Below are 15,539 nucleotides of genomic sequence, written 5' to 3'. Positions count from 1 at the left end.
GGGCACCGGAATTGGTACCCCACCAAGAGTGATTTAGATTAGCCTTGAACTTCGGTGCCCACGACTGTCTGCGCGCCTTTCAGGCCGATTGGCAGGCTGTCGATGTAAGCGTTTGGTGCTTTACCGTCGTATGCGATGCCATCGATGATGTCGGCAGCAGGTGTTGGCGCTTTGAAGCCATCGCTATCCCATGGGAAGTCCGCTTCGTTGGCCATGCCGGCATCCACCAGCAGACGGGCTGCTTCCAGATAGATATCAGGACGGTAAACAGATTTCGCGGCGTCGATGTACCATTCGTCAGATTTCGCTTCAGAGATCTGACCCCAGCGACGCATCTGTGTCAGGTACCAGATCGCATCCGAGTAGTAAGGGTAAGTCGCGTTGTAGCGGAAGAACACGTTGAAATCCGGGATGTCGCGTTTATCGCCTTTTTCGAATTCAAAGAAACCGGTCATAGAGTTCGCGATGACTTCTGGATCAGCGCCCACGTATTCTGGGCGGCTCAGGATTTCCACGGCCTCTTCACGGTTGGCGTTGTCGTTTTCATCCAGCCAGATCGCTGCACGGATCAGAGCCTTCACAACTGCTTTGGTGGTGTTTGGATATTCTTCAGCAAATTCGTTGGTGATGCCAAAAACCTTCTCAGGGTTGTTTTTCCACATCTGGTAGTCAGTGATCACTGGAACACCGATGCCTTTGAAAACAGCCTGCTGGTTCCAAGGCTCACCCACGGCGTAACCATAGATGGTGCCCGCTTCCATTGTTGCTGGCATCTGCGGAGGAGGTGTCACGGACAGCAGCGCTTCCGCACCGATCTGACCTGTGATGTTTTCAGGAGAGTAGTAACCCGGCTCAATACCGCCTGCGGCCAGCCAGTAGCGCAGTTCGTAGTTGTGCGTGGAAACAGGGAAAACCATGCCCATGTTAAATGGCTTACCGGCAGCCGTGTATTCTTCAACCACTGGCTTCAGAGCTGAGGCGCTGATTGGGTGCTGTGGGCGGCCATCTTCCATCTTTGGAACGTTTGGCTTCATCGCTTCCCAGATTTCGTTGGAAACCGTGATGCCGTTGCCGTTCAGGTCCATGGAGAATGGGGTGATGATATGCGCTTCGGTACCGTAACCAATGGTTGCGGCCAGAGGCTGACCCGCTAGCATGTGTGCGCCGTCCAGCTGACCGTCAATCACGCCGTCCAGCAGAACTTTCCAGTTCGCTTGCGCTTCAAGTGTCACGAACAGGCCTTCGTCCAAGAAATACCCCTGTTCATAGGCAACTGCCAAAGGCGCCATATCGGTTAGCTTGATAAATCCGAAAGTCAGTTCGTCTTTTTCGAGCTCCAGATCAGCCATGGCAGGGGTGGCCATCGCGACTGTTGCTGCGAGAATGGAAGCTATGCGTTTCATTCGTTCCGTCCTTGTTCGGGCCCATCCACTCAACGGATGGGCAATAAAAAAGCCGCCGACAAAAAGGGCCCAGGGAGGAGGAGGGACCCATTGTCGAGCGGCTTTGCTCAATCATTCCAAGACCAAACAGCGGCCCCAGAGAGTGATGTTGTCACAGAGCGCCTTTGCTCTGCTTTGAACTTAGTATGTCGTTAACTTTTTCATGAAACGAGTCGAATGGGTGATTTTTTCTGCATTGCAGCGTGATTTTTCTGCGGTGCTGAAAAAATGGGCAGCTTTACTGACCCGGATCGAAAATTTCGCCATTAAAAAAGCAATTCCGTCCCAGAATCATGCTGCCAGAGATCGTTGGCACCTCAACTGGATTGGCCAAAGCACCCTCAACTTTAGAAGATCGCAGCGGCATTTCTGCGCCGATTGGCATCAGATTGTCACGGTATAGATCGCTGCGAAAAACCTTCTGGGCATCATCCAAATGTACATTTGAAGCAAGATCGAAGCGTTTGGACAATCGATCCGCAATCCATCGACCTTGGGATTGCCAAGGAAAACAAATGCCATCACCCGCAAACAGCATGAAGTCATCAAACCGACGCAGATCTCCGTCACTGTTCACAATGAAACGACCAGACAAAGCGCGGTCGATAATTTCAGACCCAAGCCCCAAGTAGACATCCGCCGACAATATCTCCGCAGCCATGGTCTTATTACCAGGTGTCGACAACCACACACAGGCCCGCCACACAGCGCGCATCAGCGCGGAGACCGCCGCTGGATTATCAGCAATCCAATCTTCGCGGGCAGCCAGCACCTTTTCCGGCGCACAGGACCAAATCGCAGCACCCGGCAGGATCAGAGACCCTGCAGCGCGCTCAACGGTGATCGAACCCCAAGGCTCTCCGACACAGAATGCGTCCAATTCCCGATTTTCAATCGCGCGCGCCATCATCGGGGGCGGCACCGCCATAATTTGAAAATCTTTGCCCTTTTCCAGATCAAAACTCGACAGCCACAGGGTGATCAATTCCGAATGCATCGACAGATCAAAAGGTACGCCAATCCGCAAAGGCCGAGGCAATGAGGCAATCGCCCGACCTGCCGAAGTCGCATCTTGGAACTGATAATCAAATCCGGCCGCTTCCAACTGATCTGACATCTCTTTGGACACACCAAAGACGTTGCCATTAGCTGAAGTCACCATTAGCGCATTCAATCGAGGCAACCCTGCCAGCAGCCCGAGTGCGGACGCAACAGGCACAGGTGACAACATATGAGCAGCCTGAATTTGCCCAAAGGCCAAGAGATCTCGCAATGTGGACCAGCTGGGTGCAGCTTCCAGTGCCAATGTTACGCCTTCTTCTTCAGCGAACCCCATTTCATGGGCCACGATCAAAGGCGCTGCGTCGATTAGGGGAATGTAGCCTGCTTTAATGTGATGTTTGGTCATGACAGCAAATCCGCCGCTGTCACCAAAGCCTGCGCCACATCTGCTACACGCTTTCCTTGATCCATGGCGGTTTTTCTGAGCAAGGCATAGGCTTCTTCTTCGGAAATGCCGCGCACCTTCATCAACAAGCCTTTGGCCCGGTCGATCACTTTGCGTTCTTCCAGTGCCCGCTTTGTAGTTTCCAGTTCTGTCCGCATCCGCTGAAACATCTGAAACCGCGCAATCGCCGCATCCATAACCGGTTTGATCCGGTCCATCTGCAGACCGTCTACCACATAGGCAGAGACACCAGCTTCGATCGCCGCTTTGGTCATTTGCGCATCACTGCGATCCACAAAAAACGCCACAGGCCGCTCTAGCGGAGAGGAAGCCGTCGCCAGCTGTTCAATTGAATCCCGCGACGGGTTGGCGACATCGATCAACACCACATCGGGTTTCAACTGCGACACAGACCGAGACAAGCCACTCTCTTCAGCCAGTACATGGATTTTATGCGGGCCTGTCTCGCGCAGACTGTCAACGATCGAAAGAGCACGATCCTTATCGTGTTCCACAATAACAATGGTTAGGGCATTCGCCGCTGGAAGATCCAAGATCATGTCTCTGGCTGGTGAAGTTGCCTATGATTTAGGCCGCTGCGAGATACACAGCGAGAGACCAGTTAGAGATTCCACGGCCACAAATCGTTCTGCTTAAAAAACAGGCGTCATTGCCAACAAAACTAGCGAAAAATCATTGAGTGATCGGGGCAATATCTACCCCGATCCATTGCCAAATGGTGTTATTTTACATCCTCAGACACGGGCGTGACATCCACCGGCGCTTCAGCGTCTTCGGCTTTTTCCAACGCACCAACGATTAACGGCAGCATTTCTACACCGGTTGAGCTGACACTTTCCGTGGTAGGAGGCGTCTTCCAGCTCAATGTGTCAAAGCTCTGGCAGTTTTCACAAACTGGAGCCCATTCCGCATGGATATTGTGGCAGCTGTCACAGACCCACTGAGGGCCACGCGGAGCCGTCAGCGCTTTGGCCAGCCAGCCTTTAACAGCAGCATCTTCCGCGCCTTCGCCACGCTCAATCGCAGCCATGATAGTCAGCACGCGGGCTGTCGGGTCTTTTTCGGTCAAATCGCCCAGCGCACGGCGTGCCGCAGGAAAATCTTCAGCTGCGATCTGCAGCTCTGCCATCAGCATCTTGGATTCTGGATGGTCGGCTGTGGTTTTCACCAAAGCCCCAAACCGCTTGATCCGTTCTGTCGGGGATTCCGCTGGTGCAATGGTCGCAAAGGCTGCTGCCAGATCAGGATGCGGCTGCGCTTCCCATGACTTTTTAAGAACGCGTGTCGCGTATTTGGGCTTACCCTCGGTGACATAGCTTTTGGCCGCCATCACCGCTGCCGGAATCAAATCTGGCGACAGGCGGTTGGCTTCAATTGATGCTTCGCGCATGTCGATGCTGGTGTCTTTGCCGATCAGATCTTTGGCTTCAGACAACGCCAAAACCGCATCTCGACGACGATGCACATCCCGCGGCAGGCTGCCGTGTTTCAACTTGGTTTTCAGCGTTTCACGCGCACCAGACCAGTCCTTTTCACCGGCTTGTAGCTTCAGCAAAGTATCCTGCGTTTCCACATGGCGTGGCTTTAGCGCAAACGCGGTTTCAGCCAGCTTCAGAGCTACATCCGTTTTACCTTGATCCAGCTTTTGCTTCATCAGCCCCCGCACACCAACAAAGCGCGTTGTGTCATCCGCCAGCAAACGTTTGTAGACCTCTTCCGCCTTGCGGCGGTCACCGGAAACCTCTGCCGCCTGCGCGGTGATCAGGTTGGTCAGCTCTGGCTTGCGCAGCAGTTTTTCTGCCTTACGCGCCTTGTCCATTGCAGTGCGACCTTCGCCAGACGCCAAAGCCATCATGCCTTCGGTCAGCGCCTGATATCCGCGACGTTCACGATTACGGTCAAAGTAACGGGATATCGCAGTCTCATCACCATTCAGGAATTTCAAAACCGCGACGGTCAGCGAAGCCAGCTTCAGCAGCACCCAAAGCGCCACCACCAGCAAAGCCAGAGCAATCGCGGACATCAATGGAGTCAGCGTGTATTCCACGCCACCAACGGTCAGCATTATACCACCGTCGCTTTCCATAAGATAACCAGCACCCAGGGTCAGACCTGCGATGGCGGCGACAAAAATGACGATTTTTGTAAGGGACCAGAGCATCTGCAGACCTTTAGTTTGAGTTCAGTTGTTGGGACAGCGCTTCGCCTGCAGCAAAGGCTGCCTGACGCGCGTTGGCTTTTGCGATCCAAGCGTCAAATGCATGCTGCGCGGCCTCTGGCAATGTTGCCAATTCAGCAAGTGCGTCACTGACGCGCCCTGCCCGCAATACGGCTTCTGCGCGGCTTAGAACCGCGTCTGCACCATCGCCCTCTTGCGGCGTGACAGACCGCGCACCCAATTGCGCCTTAAAGAACGACGTCAATTTGTTGCCTTCAGTTTGCTCACCACTGCGGGCAGCCGCCAAAGCCACACGCGCCGCATCAGGGAATTCGTTTTGCAATGCTGCCAACGAAGTCACACCTGTATCAGCAAAGGCTTCTAAATCCGCCGGAGAGGCCGTGCCCGTCGCAGCAGAGAAATCCGTCAAAGCCACGCGGTATGCAGCACCAGAATCAAGTGCGGACAAAACCCGCGACAACGCTGCGCGGGCCAAAGCCTGCTGCGCGGTCAATTTGGCGTTTTCTTCCATCGAGGCTGCTTCTGCGCGTTGCGATGCAACAGCTGCCTTCAGCTCTTCCACTTCGCGCTCATAGGCTTCGATGGCAGAAGACGGCAGGCTCTGTGTGATCGGTTGCTTTTCAATCGCAGCGATACGGCCGTCCAAAATGGCCAGCGCCCCAGCGGCATCATCGATCCGGCCATTGACTGCGGCAACTGCACCGGTCAGTCCATCAACATTTCCACTCGCCGTGGTCAACGCATCCTGCGCCGCGCTCATAGCTGTCTGGGTTTCTGTTTGCCCCGCCAGCAATTGTGCGATCTTTTCAGACTGTGCTGCAACAACGGCTTCAAGCTCCACCAGCGCGGGGTCTTTTTCAGCAGACAATGGTCCGACATATTGCGACAAGCCAAATCCGAGGCCAGCTGCAATCACGCCACCCAAAGCAACTTGCATAAATCCGGTCTTTTTAACAACGGGCTCGACGGCTGCCTGAGGCGTCACTGGCGCATCTTCGGACGCTTCAGTTTCAGGAAGCACGGCATCTGCGTCCTCAGACGGCTCATCACTGACAGCCTCATTATCGGTCACATCATCTGAGGCTTCTTCAAGTTCAGAGCCATCTTCAGCACTACCCTGCTCAGAAACATCTTCGTCGCTTGTGTCAGAAGTGTTTTCCGCTGCTTCTTCAGTGATTTCATCTGAAGAGTCTTCAACGCTGGCTTCAGTGCCTTCATCAGAGCTGTCTTCGATGATCTCGGCATCAACCACGTCATGCGAAATCTTGGCCTCCACGGCCTTCTCTTCTTCATTGGACGTGTCGGATTTGTCAGCCTTGGCCACGTATACCTACCCTTTCGAATCCGTTGTTTTTAATTCTTACTGCTGAACTTAGGCGGCGTTGTCATCAACGACAATGCGTCAAGCTGCATCTATTAGCGAAAGAATGCCTCTCATCATGTCCGCCGCAGTCGGTGCTTGCGCAATGTGCAAGCGATCACAAGAAATCGACTCCATCTCTTTCGCCACAGCCTCACTCATCGCCACGCCCCAAATCAGCGCCCCTTTTGGAACTTCTTCTGCAAAGAAACTGGCTGAGCGCGGTGAAAACAAGGGGACTATCACTGGTGTTTCCCCGGATAACAATGCCAAGGCGCTGGGCGACAAACAGCGGCTGACTTGCCGATAAACGATCCGCTCTTGCGCTATGAAACCCGCAGCCTTTAAGCGCTCAATCACTGCGCCTCGACTATGCTCCCCGCGAAAATGCATGGCTCGGCCTGCCGGGACTGCCGCTTGAATGGCAGCCAATAGATCTTCAACATCTCCGCCAGAAGATCGCGTCATCCATCCTGAAGCACGGGCCTTCTCGGCTGTTTTATTACCGACGCACCATGCCAATTTCTGTGCAGGCTGCACAAAATCGACTGCGTTCCGGCTGGTGAAAATCGCGACATCGTAACTGTCAGGATCGACCTCTGATCCAACCCCTTGGATTTCCATCAGCGGGGAAATCACAATCTCTCCCTCAAACCCAGCCTCGCGCAGATCATTGGCAAATTGCTCTGATTGCGCCTGCGGGCGGGTCAAAAGAAGGCTTGGTATTGGCTTTGGCAAAGGCAGACCCATTGTTTACAGCGCCTTACGGTGTTACCTGCCGATATCAAAACGTGCAATGGGTTGCGGCGATCGGATGACACAAGACGTCCTTACAATTCTAGGTTTGGAAAGCAGCTGTGACGACACAGCCGCTGCAATTTTGCGCCAAACCGGCGATGCCCCGACTGAAATCCTAGCTTCTGTTGTGCATGGCCAGAACGAGCTGCACGCAGCTTTTGGCGGTGTGGTTCCTGAAATCGCAGCGCGGGCCCATGCTGAGAAATTAGATATTTGTGTAGAAGAGGCTCTGGCCGAGAGTGGTGTTACCCTGGCTGACATCGATGCGGTTGCCGTGACAGCAGGTCCAGGCCTTATCGGCGGTGTAATGTCAGGCGTGATGTGCGCGAAAGGCCTGTCAGCCGGATTGGGCATTCCCCTCGTGGGCGTAAACCACCTAGCCGGTCACGCCCTGACACCACGCCTGACTGACCAAGTTGCCTTTCCTTACCTGATGCTTCTGGTATCTGGTGGCCACTGCCAGTTCCTAATTGCACGCGGTGCTGAAGACTTCACGCGCTTAGGCGGCACCATCGACGATGCGCCTGGCGAAGCCTTTGACAAAACTGCACGTCTGTTAGGCCTGCCACAGCCCGGCGGGCCCTCGGTAGAAAATGCTGCCAAGCTGGGTGATCCGAAACGGTTTGCTTTTCCGCGCCCTTTGATGGACCGCCCCGGCTGCGATTTTAGTTTTTCAGGGCTTAAAACAGCGCTCCTGCGCGCCCGCGACGCACTGGTTGCTGAAAAGGGTGGCCTAACGGAACAGGATCGCAACGATCTTTGCGCGTCATTCCAAGCGGCAGTTGTTGACGTTATGGCCAAGAAAACCGCGCGCGCCATCGTCGCTTATCTTGAGGAAAGCCCTAAAGAACCCCTTTTGGCTGTGGCAGGCGGCGTTGCTGCGAATAAAAGCATTCGCGCAGGATTAGAGACTGTTTGTGATCAGCATGGCCTGACCTTCACCGCACCGCCCTTGGCATTGTGCACGGATAACGCTGCTATGATTGCCTATGCCGGGCTTGAGCGGTTCAAATCCGGACAACAAGACGGCTTAACCCTCGTTGCGCGCCCGCGTTGGCCGCTGGATAAAACCGCGCCTGCTTTGCTCGGCAGCGGCAAGAAAGGCGCAAAAGCATGAGTATCAGCATCATGGGCGCTGGGGCTTTTGGCACCTCATTGGCGATTTCACAGGCACTGGGTGGAAAACCTGTAACCCTCTGGGCGCGTGACAACAACGCCGCGAAGATGATGCAGACCCAACGCCTGAATACAGCGCGTTTGCCGGGGGCTGATCTGCCAGATACCGTCTCTATCACTGCCGAACTGGGCGATCTCGAGGATGAGATCGTTTTGCTCGCCGTGCCAATGCAAAAGCTAAGGTCCGCCCTACAAGCAGCACCTGAGCTGCATGGAAAAACACTGGTCGCCTGTTGCAAAGGCATCGAACTAACGTCTGGGGCTGGCCCGATTGACGTCATCAAAGACATCGCGCCAAAGGCAAAGGCTGCGATCCTGACAGGGCCAAGTTTTGCCGCGGACATTGCCAAGGGCCTGCCCACCGCGCTGACGTTGGCCTGCGATGATGCTGACACATTAGAACACCTACAATCCGAACTCATCACGCCAAATCTGCGCGTCTATCGTACCACCGACACCTCCGGAGCCGAGCTGGGTGGTGCACTAAAAAACGTCATGGCCATCGCCTGCGGGGCCGCGATGGGTGCGGGACTGGGTGAAAGCGCGCGGGCGTCTTTAATCACGCGCGGCTTTGCCGAGATGAACCGCATGGCGCTCGCATTAGGGGCGCAGCCAGATACGCTGGCGGGTTTGTCTGGGTTTGGTGATTTGATCCTCACCTGCACATCAGAACAATCGCGCAACTATCGCTTTGGCTTATCTTTGGGACGCGACGAGGCCTTTGATGCAGCAATCACAGTCGAGGGTGCCGCCACGGCGCGAGCGACGTTTGAACGTGCCAAATCACTCGAAATTGACATGCCGATCACCCAATCTGTGGTCGCTTTGCTTGACCAGAAACTCAACGTGCGCGAGGCTGTGACCCAGCTGCTCGCGCGGCCCCCAAAAGAGGAATAACAATGCGATTTGCTTTGATTGCAAAAGACAAACCCGGCGCGCTGGACATCCGGAAAGCCAACCGCGAGGCGCATGTCGCTTACCTGAAATCGACTGATGCTGTTGAAATGGCCGGACCGTTTTTGGACGAAAACGGCGAGATGTGCGGCTCTTTGATCGTTCTAGAATTCGAAGGCATCGCCGACGCGCAGGCCTGGGCGGCCAACGATCCCTATAAAAAGGCTGATCTGTTCCAATCTGTGGAAATCATCGCCTGGAACAAGGTGATCGGCTGATGCGCTACTGGCTGTTCAAATCTGAACCCTCAACCTGGAGCTGGCAAAACCAGATCGATAAAGGCGATCAGGGCGAAGAGTGGGACGGCGTGCGCAACTACCAAGCGCGCAACTTCATGCGCGAAATGAAAATCGGCGACCTCGGGTTTTTCTATCATTCTCAGAAAGAGAAATCCGTGGTTGGCATTGTGGAGGTGATCGCCGAGGCGCATCAGGACTCCACCACTGATGATGAACGCTGGGAATGCGTCGATATCAAAGCTGTAAAAACGGTGCCTTCTGCCGTGACGCTGGATCAGATCAAGGCTGTTGAACGTCTTGAGAATATGGTGCTTGTCAAAAACTCTCGCCTATCCGTGCAACCTGTGACTGAGGCTGAATGGAGCATCATCACCACCATGGGTGGTGTTAAACCCTAGCCAGATGCCCAAAACCTAGGCATAGTTCGTTCGACTTAACGGTGGACATGGAGAGGGACATGGAATTCATCAACGTAATCGCAGCCGCAATTGCGGCCTACGTATTCGGCGCAATTTGGTACATGTCGTTGGCAAAACCTTGGATGGCGGCGTCCGGTGTTGAGGTTGGCGAAGACGGCCGCCCAGCAAATTCATCTGACAAGGTACCCTATATCGTTTCGATCATCTGTTTGATCGTTGTGGCGGGTATGATGCGCCACATCTTTAGCCTCGCGGGCATTGGATCAATCGACAAAGGTTTGATCGCAGGTTTGGGTGCAGGCCTGTTTATCGCAACGCCTTGGATTGCGACCAACTACACATTTGCTGGTCGCCCCAAGGCCCTGATCGTCATCGATGGCGGCTACGCGACCATCGGCTGCACCATCATGGGCATCGTGCTGACTGCATTTTAAAATCAAATCGCAAGGCGGCAAAAGCCGTGTGCTAGCGTTTTGTAAGCGGGGGTTTCGTGTCCATCACGAAACCCCCGCTCCCCTTATGCCTTCACCACACCACGGACGCACGCTTCGTGCATAAATCCAAAGCCTTACATCCCAATGAAAAAGGCACCTAGCAGATGTGCTAAGTGCCTCGAATTCAGTTCAGATTTTCAGAAAATCGATCTGTGTCGATTGTGAAAATCAGCCGTAAACAGCTTCTTTACCAAAGTGCTTTGTCAGCATGTAATAGACAACGGCACGATATTTATTGCGTTCGGAACGGCCGTAGGTTTCGATCACAGAATTGATCGCTTCCATAAGCGCGGGACCATCGGCCAAACCCAACTTTTTAATGAGGAAGTTGTTTTTAACCGTTTCAAGTTCAGCTTCTTGGGTTGCTGCAACCGTAGAAGCATCCGCGTTATAGATCGCTGGACCGCAACCGATGGTCACTTTTGTCAGCAGATCCATATCAGGCTGCATCCCGCATTTGTTACGCAGGTCGTCAGCATATTGTGCGATCAGGTCGTCGCGTTTTCCCATAGTCACTCTCCCAGTACAAAAAACAGAGGGCTTACCCCAGATGGCAAAACGTTACGGCTAAATGTGCCAATCACAAAGGAAAAGTTTGCACGGTTTTTCCCCGTAAACCGACAAACCTTGCTGCGAGCCTCAATCCTAGTTAACGCAGAGAAGACTTTTTGAGAGGTGGAACATGATCCGTTGGGGCATTGCCGGGTCCGGCTTTATTTCGCATGCGATGTTAAAAGCCATTGCGCTCAGTGACGGGTCACGTGCGGTTTCGGTCTATGGTCGAAACGCAGAAACCCGTGAAGCACTGATGGCGGAATATGACATTGAGCGCGGAACAGATACGCTTGAGGCCCTCGTGGCCGACCCAGAGGTTGATGCCATCTATATCGCTTTGCCAAACCACCTGCATCGCATGGCGACAGAATTGGCTGTTGCCGCTGGCAAAGACGTTCTTTGCGAAAAATCCCTGACAACAACCGTCGCCGATGCCGAAGCCCTTGCGGAGGCCGTCACAACCTCCGGACAGTTCTTTGTCGAAGGGTTGATGTACACAGCTCACCCAATCATCAAAAAGCTCCACGCCTTCCTACAACGAGATGACATTGGTGAATTGCGTCATGTCAGCGGGTTCTATTCAGCCGACATCTGGCAGGTTGTGAACCCAGCCGGCAAGGGCACGCTTTATAACCTCGGTTGTTACCCTGCTTCCCTTTTGCATCTGACAGTACAGACCATGTGTGGCGAAGAGGCTTTTGCTGATCGCAAGCTGACCGCGCTTGGCAACATTAGAAAAGATGGTAATCTGCAAGACACTGCCGCGACGGTACGGTTTAGCAATGGTGTTTTGGCGACATTGCAATCGACCGACAGCTACGGCATGGCGCATGAATTTGTCATTGCGACCACCACAGGCACAATCCGCTTTGACACCAACCCGTGGCTGCCTGAAGGGGCGCGCAACAGTTTCAACTGGGTGCCGTATGAGGGCCACTCTGAAGCCATCGAAAGTGATGATCCAAACGATGCTTTCTATCATCAGGTTAAGATGGTCGAAGCAAACCTCTTAAAAGGTACAACGGAAGCAGAGCGCCCCTCCCCTCGCCTCAAAGACTCTTTGGAAATCATGGCATTCCTAAATGAATGGGAAGCAGCGGCCTCGTAAAGTAATTCAAATAGAAAAAGGCTCCCAAAATTGGGAGCCTCTTGATTCAATAAATTCAAAATCAGTAGCGGTAATGCTCTGGCTTGAATGGACCATCGGTGCCAACACCGATGTAGTCCGCCTGGTCTTTGTCGAGCTTGGTCAGCTTGACGCCAATGCGGTCCAAATGCAGGCGTGCGACTTTTTCATCCAGATGCTTTGGCAGGATGTAAACGTCGTTCTTGTAGTTCTCACCACGGGTCCACAGCTCGATCTGGGCCAACACTTGGTTGGTGAAGGACGCAGACATCACGAAAGACGGGTGGCCTGTCGCGTTACCAAGGTTCAATAGACGGCCTTCGGACAGCAGGATCAGACGGTTGCCGGATGGCATCTCGATCATATCCACCTGTTCTTTGATGTTCGTCCACTTGTGGTTTTTCAGGTTTGCCACTTGGATTTCATTGTCAAAGTGACCGATATTGCCAACGATCGCCATGTCCTTCATCTCGCGCATGTGCTCGATGCGAATGACGTCTTTGTTGCCGGTGGTGGTGATGAAAACGTCGGCGGTGGCCACTTCATCTTCCAACAAGGTCACTTCGAAACCGTCCATCGCCGCCTGAAGGGCACAGATTGGATCAACTTCGGTGACTTTCACACGGGCACCCGCGCCACGCAAAGAAGCTGCAGAGCCTTTGCCCACATCGCCATAACCACAAACAACAGCAACTTTACCAGCCATCATGGTGTCGGTCGCGCGGCGGATGCCATCGACGAGCGATTCTTTACAGCCGTATTTGTTGTCGAACTTGGACTTGGTGACCGAGTCGTTCACGTTGATCGCTGGGAATGGCAGATGGCCTTCTTTCACCAGTTGGTACAGGCGGTTCACACCAGTTGTGGTTTCCTCAGACACGCCTTTGATCTGATCGCGCATCTTGGTGAACCAGCCTGGGCTTGCTTCCAAACGTTTCTTGATCTGCGCTTTGATCACTTCTTCTTCTTCAGACGCTGGCACGGCGATGACGTCTTCGCCCGCTTCCGCACGTGCACCCAGCAGGATGTACAAGGTTGCATCGCCGCCATCGTCCAGGATCAGGTTCGGGCCTTCGTCAAATAGGAAGGATTTATCCAAATAATCCCAATGCTCTTCAAGGCTTTGGCCTTTGATTGCAAAGACCGGAATGTCTGCCGCTGCAATCGCTGCTGCAGCGTGATCTTGGGTTGAGAAGATATTGCAAGACGCCCAGCGCACATCTGCGCCCAGCGCCACGAGTGTCTCGATCAGAACTGCGGTCTGAATGGTCATGTGCAGCGATCCAACGATCCGGGCACCTGCCAATGGTTTGCTTTCGCCGTACTCTTTGCGCAGCGCCATCAGGCCAGGCATTTCGGTTTCAGCAATGTCGAGTTCTTTCCGGCCGAAATCTGCCAGAGAAATGTCTTTTACGATGTAGTCTGTCGGCATCTCGCCGTGCTCCTTGCCACATGAATTCAAGGGTCAGATAGCACTGCAAGGGCTCTACGACAATGGCAGGCCGATCCACAAAACAAGTGGCGAGTATGTCGTCTATTTAGCTTTTGATCCCATCTGCAACGATGGGTGCCTCACGTTTGAAAAAATCCGTTCCGGTTGCCACGATACAAGACACACCTTGTGGGTTGGTCAAAATCACAGTGAACGTTCCGGTTTTTTCAGATGCCCAGACCTCTACCATGGTCTGAATGCTTTGTGTTCCCTGCAGTCCGCCTGCAGTCAGCGTTTCGGAATACTTGCTTTGCAACCGATCAACCACTTGATCGCGCAATGCACAGTTGCTGGCCTGCGCCGGAGGCGCGGTGGCGGCCATGCCGAACAAGAGCCCGGCTGCTAAGATACGTTTGAACATGACATAGCTCCTTCTCATAGTTCTTAAGTTTGCTGAGAGGGAGGCACACGGGAGGACTGTATGTGCCCCCCTTTCGGTTCCAATATCGCGATCAACAGCGCCAAATTCAAAACACGTTTAAGCACATGGCTTCACAGATTTGTCGGCAGCAGTGATCTTGATATAGTTCAAGCATGAGACCAGTTTTGCGCGAAATCAAGTCAGATCGTTGAATTTATGCAGGTTTTGTGGTAAATTAGGACTCAATAGTCACAGATCCCCCTCTGTGATGAACAAGATCGAGCAATACATTCCTCTCGTTTTTTCGGGCCAAGAATTTTGTTTGTTTCGTCTCAGAACACATTGAATCCCGCCCTAATGTGATCGACACTCCACAAAACTGAATCGTTAGGGCAAGAGCATATGGCGCGGGCATGGCAACGTATGTTGTCCGGACGGCGGTTGGATTTATTGGATCCAACACCGATGGACATCGAAATCGAAGACATCGCGCATGGGCTAGCCTTTGTTGCGCGCTGGAATGGACAAACCGAAGGCGATTACCCCTATTCGGTGGCCGAACATTCGCTGCTGGTCGAAGCCTTGTTTTCCAGAATGTATCCAAAGGCACCGATCAAATGGCGCTTGGCGGCCCTGCTGCATGATGCGCCAGAATATGTCATCGGTGATATGATCTCGCCTGTGAAAGCTGCGGTTGGGCCTGACTATGGAGAGCTCGACAACCGGCTGATGGCCGCAATCCACATTCGATTTGGTCTGCCGGCGGCCCTACCCAAAACCATCAAGGCGCAAATAAAACGCGCCGATAAGGTCAGCGCCTATATGGAAGCCACGCAAATTGCGGGGTTCTCCGAAAATGAGGCTGCAAAGTTCTTTGGCAAACCCAAGCCTGAGCTCATCGACGACTTGTCCATTTCATTACGTCCGCCGGTTGAGGTTAGAAATGACTTCACTGCGCGACACAAAGCTCTTTTGAAAGACTTGAAATGACCAGCATAATAATTCGTCGCGTAGGTGACATGGATTGCCGCGCTTTGGCAGAACTACTGAATGAAATTATCAACGTAGGTGGTACAACAGCCTATACGAATGAAGTGACCAGCTCCTACATCCAACAGAAAATTAATAGTGGTACCCGAAGCGCCTGGCACCTTGCTGAAAGTAGTCAAGGAGAGGTTTTGGGATTTCAGTGGATTGAGCAATCCGGCGCGCTACCTGTCAAAGCCGCCGAAATAGCAACCTTTGCCCAAGTGGGGAAAACGGGTTTGGGCATTGGCAGCAAACTTTTTGAAGCAACCAAAAAGGTGGCAGTCGCTCTGGATTATACTTGGATCAGAGCCAATATCCGTTCGGACAACAGTGGCGGGCTAATTTATTACCAATCGCGCGGTTTTGAAGACTACGGCGTCGAAAAGAACGTAACGCTTGCCGACGGTACAATCGTCGACAAGGTTTTGAAACGCTACGATCTTTAAT

17 protein-coding genes are annotated in these 15,539 nt (G+C 53.3%); 8 read left to right on the top strand and 9 right to left on the bottom strand.

Features of this window, described 5'->3' with window-relative positions; all coding sequences use genetic code 11:
• Nucleotides 1–38: 38 nt before the first annotated feature.
• The 6 genes from JXQ85_RS01825 to JXQ85_RS01800 all read right to left on the bottom strand — a co-directional run bounded on the left by JXQ85_RS01825 (nt 39) and on the right by JXQ85_RS01800 (nt 7,199).
• Nucleotides 39–1,403 carry a CmpA/NrtA family ABC transporter substrate-binding protein gene (locus JXQ85_RS01825; RefSeq protein WP_421747145.1) on the bottom strand — a complete coding sequence of 455 codons (1,365 nt, stop codon included), beginning with the start codon at nt 1,401–1,403 and terminating at the stop codon, nt 39–41.
• A gap of 277 nt (nt 1,404–1,680) precedes the next feature.
• Entirely contained in the window at nt 1,681–2,850 is a 1,170-nt protein-coding gene (locus tag JXQ85_RS01820; RefSeq protein WP_421747144.1) for an ABC transporter substrate-binding protein, read from the bottom strand.
• Nucleotides 2,847–3,449, bottom strand: a complete 603-nt coding sequence (locus JXQ85_RS01815) for an ANTAR domain-containing response regulator (protein ID WP_421747143.1) — start codon at nt 3,447–3,449, stop codon at nt 2,847–2,849. The genes JXQ85_RS01820 and JXQ85_RS01815 overlap by 4 nt, the downstream gene beginning before the upstream one ends.
• A 182-nt stretch (nt 3,450–3,631) precedes the next feature.
• Nucleotides 3,632–5,071, bottom strand: a complete 1,440-nt coding sequence (locus tag JXQ85_RS01810) for a heme biosynthesis protein HemY (RefSeq protein ID WP_421747142.1) — start codon at nt 5,069–5,071, stop codon at nt 3,632–3,634.
• Nucleotides 5,072–5,081: 10 nt separating this feature from the next.
• Entirely contained in the window at nt 5,082–6,413 is a 1,332-nt protein-coding gene (locus JXQ85_RS01805) for a hypothetical protein (protein ID WP_421747141.1), read from the bottom strand.
• A gap of 78 nt (nt 6,414–6,491) precedes the next feature.
• The gene (locus JXQ85_RS01800) at nt 6,492–7,199 is read right to left on the bottom strand and encodes a uroporphyrinogen-III synthase (protein WP_421747140.1); all 708 of its coding nucleotides are present in this window, start codon (nt 7,197–7,199) and stop codon (nt 6,492–6,494) included.
• Between the two features lie 64 nt (nt 7,200–7,263).
• On the opposite strand from JXQ85_RS01800, the gene tsaD reads away from it, so the two are divergent.
• From tsaD to JXQ85_RS01775, 5 genes are read left to right on the top strand one after another with little or no spacing between them, the layout of a single operon-like run.
• Complete coding sequence (gene tsaD / locus JXQ85_RS01795) at nt 7,264–8,364, top strand: tRNA (adenosine(37)-N6)-threonylcarbamoyltransferase complex transferase subunit TsaD (protein ID WP_421747139.1); 1,101 nt, start codon at nt 7,264–7,266, stop codon at nt 8,362–8,364.
• The gene (locus JXQ85_RS01790) at nt 8,361–9,320 is read left to right on the top strand and encodes an NAD(P)H-dependent glycerol-3-phosphate dehydrogenase (RefSeq protein ID WP_421747138.1); all 960 of its coding nucleotides are present in this window, start codon (nt 8,361–8,363) and stop codon (nt 9,318–9,320) included. Before tsaD ends, JXQ85_RS01790 begins: the two co-directional genes overlap by 4 nt.
• A 2-nt stretch (nt 9,321–9,322) precedes the next feature.
• Nucleotides 9,323–9,595 carry a YciI family protein gene (locus tag JXQ85_RS01785; RefSeq protein ID WP_421747137.1) on the top strand — a complete coding sequence of 91 codons (273 nt, stop codon included), beginning with the start codon at nt 9,323–9,325 and terminating at the stop codon, nt 9,593–9,595.
• Nucleotides 9,595–10,014, top strand: a complete 420-nt coding sequence (locus JXQ85_RS01780) for an EVE domain-containing protein (RefSeq protein ID WP_421747136.1) — start codon at nt 9,595–9,597, stop codon at nt 10,012–10,014. Before JXQ85_RS01785 ends, JXQ85_RS01780 begins: the two co-directional genes overlap by 1 nt.
• Nucleotides 10,015–10,073: 59 nt before the next feature.
• The gene (locus JXQ85_RS01775) at nt 10,074–10,469 is read left to right on the top strand and encodes a DUF1761 domain-containing protein (RefSeq protein WP_421747135.1); all 396 of its coding nucleotides are present in this window, start codon (nt 10,074–10,076) and stop codon (nt 10,467–10,469) included.
• Nucleotides 10,470–10,697: 228 nt separating this feature from the next.
• On the opposite strand, the gene JXQ85_RS01770 is transcribed toward JXQ85_RS01775, so the two are convergent.
• Nucleotides 10,698–11,039, bottom strand: a complete 342-nt coding sequence (locus JXQ85_RS01770) for a DUF2853 family protein (protein ID WP_421747134.1) — start codon at nt 11,037–11,039, stop codon at nt 10,698–10,700.
• Between the two features lie 172 nt (nt 11,040–11,211).
• Here JXQ85_RS01770 and JXQ85_RS01765 point away from each other — a divergent pair, with 172 nt between their 5' ends.
• Nucleotides 11,212–12,192 carry a Gfo/Idh/MocA family protein gene (locus tag JXQ85_RS01765; protein ID WP_421747133.1) on the top strand — a complete coding sequence of 327 codons (981 nt, stop codon included), beginning with the start codon at nt 11,212–11,214 and terminating at the stop codon, nt 12,190–12,192.
• A gap of 61 nt (nt 12,193–12,253) precedes the next feature.
• Here the strand turns inward: JXQ85_RS01765 and ahcY are convergent, their stop codons facing one another.
• A complete protein-coding gene (ahcY, locus tag JXQ85_RS01760; protein WP_421747132.1) occupies nt 12,254–13,642 on the bottom strand; it encodes an adenosylhomocysteinase in 1,389 nt (462 codons plus the stop codon).
• 106 nt (nt 13,643–13,748) lie between these two features.
• Nucleotides 13,749–14,063 carry a hypothetical protein gene (locus JXQ85_RS01755; protein ID WP_421747131.1) on the bottom strand — a complete coding sequence of 105 codons (315 nt, stop codon included), beginning with the start codon at nt 14,061–14,063 and terminating at the stop codon, nt 13,749–13,751.
• 402 nt (nt 14,064–14,465) lie between these two features.
• On the opposite strand from JXQ85_RS01755, the gene JXQ85_RS01750 reads away from it, so the two are divergent.
• Nucleotides 14,466–15,053, top strand: a complete 588-nt coding sequence (locus JXQ85_RS01750; RefSeq protein ID WP_421747130.1) for an HD domain-containing protein — start codon at nt 14,466–14,468, stop codon at nt 15,051–15,053.
• A gap of 44 nt (nt 15,054–15,097) precedes the next feature.
• A complete protein-coding gene (locus tag JXQ85_RS01745) occupies nt 15,098–15,538 on the top strand; it encodes a GNAT family N-acetyltransferase (RefSeq protein WP_421747129.1) in 441 nt (146 codons plus the stop codon).
• Nucleotide 15,539 lies beyond the last annotated feature (1 nt).

The organism is Cognatishimia sp. (assembly GCF_049116455.1).
GTDB lineage: Bacteria > Pseudomonadota > Alphaproteobacteria > Rhodobacterales > Rhodobacteraceae > Cognatishimia.
The sequence above is the reverse complement of the archived record's forward strand: the minus strand, read 5'-3'. Positions and strand labels throughout refer to the sequence as shown.

Coding starts and splice junctions, on each gene's coding strand:
- JXQ85_RS01755 (WP_421747131.1), bottom strand. CDS start 14,063: ATGTTCAAACGTATCTTAGCAGCCGGGCTCTTGTTCGGCATGGCCGCC.
- JXQ85_RS01780 (WP_421747136.1), top strand. CDS start 9,595: ATGCGCTACTGGCTGTTCAAATCTGAACCCTCAACCTGGAGCTGGCAA.
- JXQ85_RS01770 (WP_421747134.1), bottom strand. CDS start 11,039: ATGGGAAAACGCGACGACCTGATCGCACAATATGCTGACGACCTGCGT.
- JXQ85_RS01815 (WP_421747143.1), bottom strand. CDS start 3,449: ATGATCTTGGATCTTCCAGCGGCGAATGCCCTAACCATTGTTATTGTG.
- JXQ85_RS01785 (WP_421747137.1), top strand. CDS start 9,323: ATGCGATTTGCTTTGATTGCAAAAGACAAACCCGGCGCGCTGGACATC.
- ahcY (WP_421747132.1), bottom strand. CDS start 13,642: ATGCCGACAGACTACATCGTAAAAGACATTTCTCTGGCAGATTTCGGC.
- JXQ85_RS01775 (WP_421747135.1), top strand. CDS start 10,074: ATGGAATTCATCAACGTAATCGCAGCCGCAATTGCGGCCTACGTATTC.
- JXQ85_RS01765 (WP_421747133.1), top strand. CDS start 11,212: ATGATCCGTTGGGGCATTGCCGGGTCCGGCTTTATTTCGCATGCGATG.
- JXQ85_RS01810 (WP_421747142.1), bottom strand. CDS start 5,071: ATGCTCTGGTCCCTTACAAAAATCGTCATTTTTGTCGCCGCCATCGCA.
- JXQ85_RS01750 (WP_421747130.1), top strand. CDS start 14,466: ATGGCGCGGGCATGGCAACGTATGTTGTCCGGACGGCGGTTGGATTTA.
- JXQ85_RS01790 (WP_421747138.1), top strand. CDS start 8,361: ATGAGTATCAGCATCATGGGCGCTGGGGCTTTTGGCACCTCATTGGCG.
- JXQ85_RS01820 (WP_421747144.1), bottom strand. CDS start 2,850: ATGACCAAACATCACATTAAAGCAGGCTACATTCCCCTAATCGACGCA.
- JXQ85_RS01825 (WP_421747145.1), bottom strand. CDS start 1,403: ATGAAACGCATAGCTTCCATTCTCGCAGCAACAGTCGCGATGGCCACC.
- JXQ85_RS01800 (WP_421747140.1), bottom strand. CDS start 7,199: ATGGGTCTGCCTTTGCCAAAGCCAATACCAAGCCTTCTTTTGACCCGC.
- tsaD (WP_421747139.1), top strand. CDS start 7,264: ATGACACAAGACGTCCTTACAATTCTAGGTTTGGAAAGCAGCTGTGAC.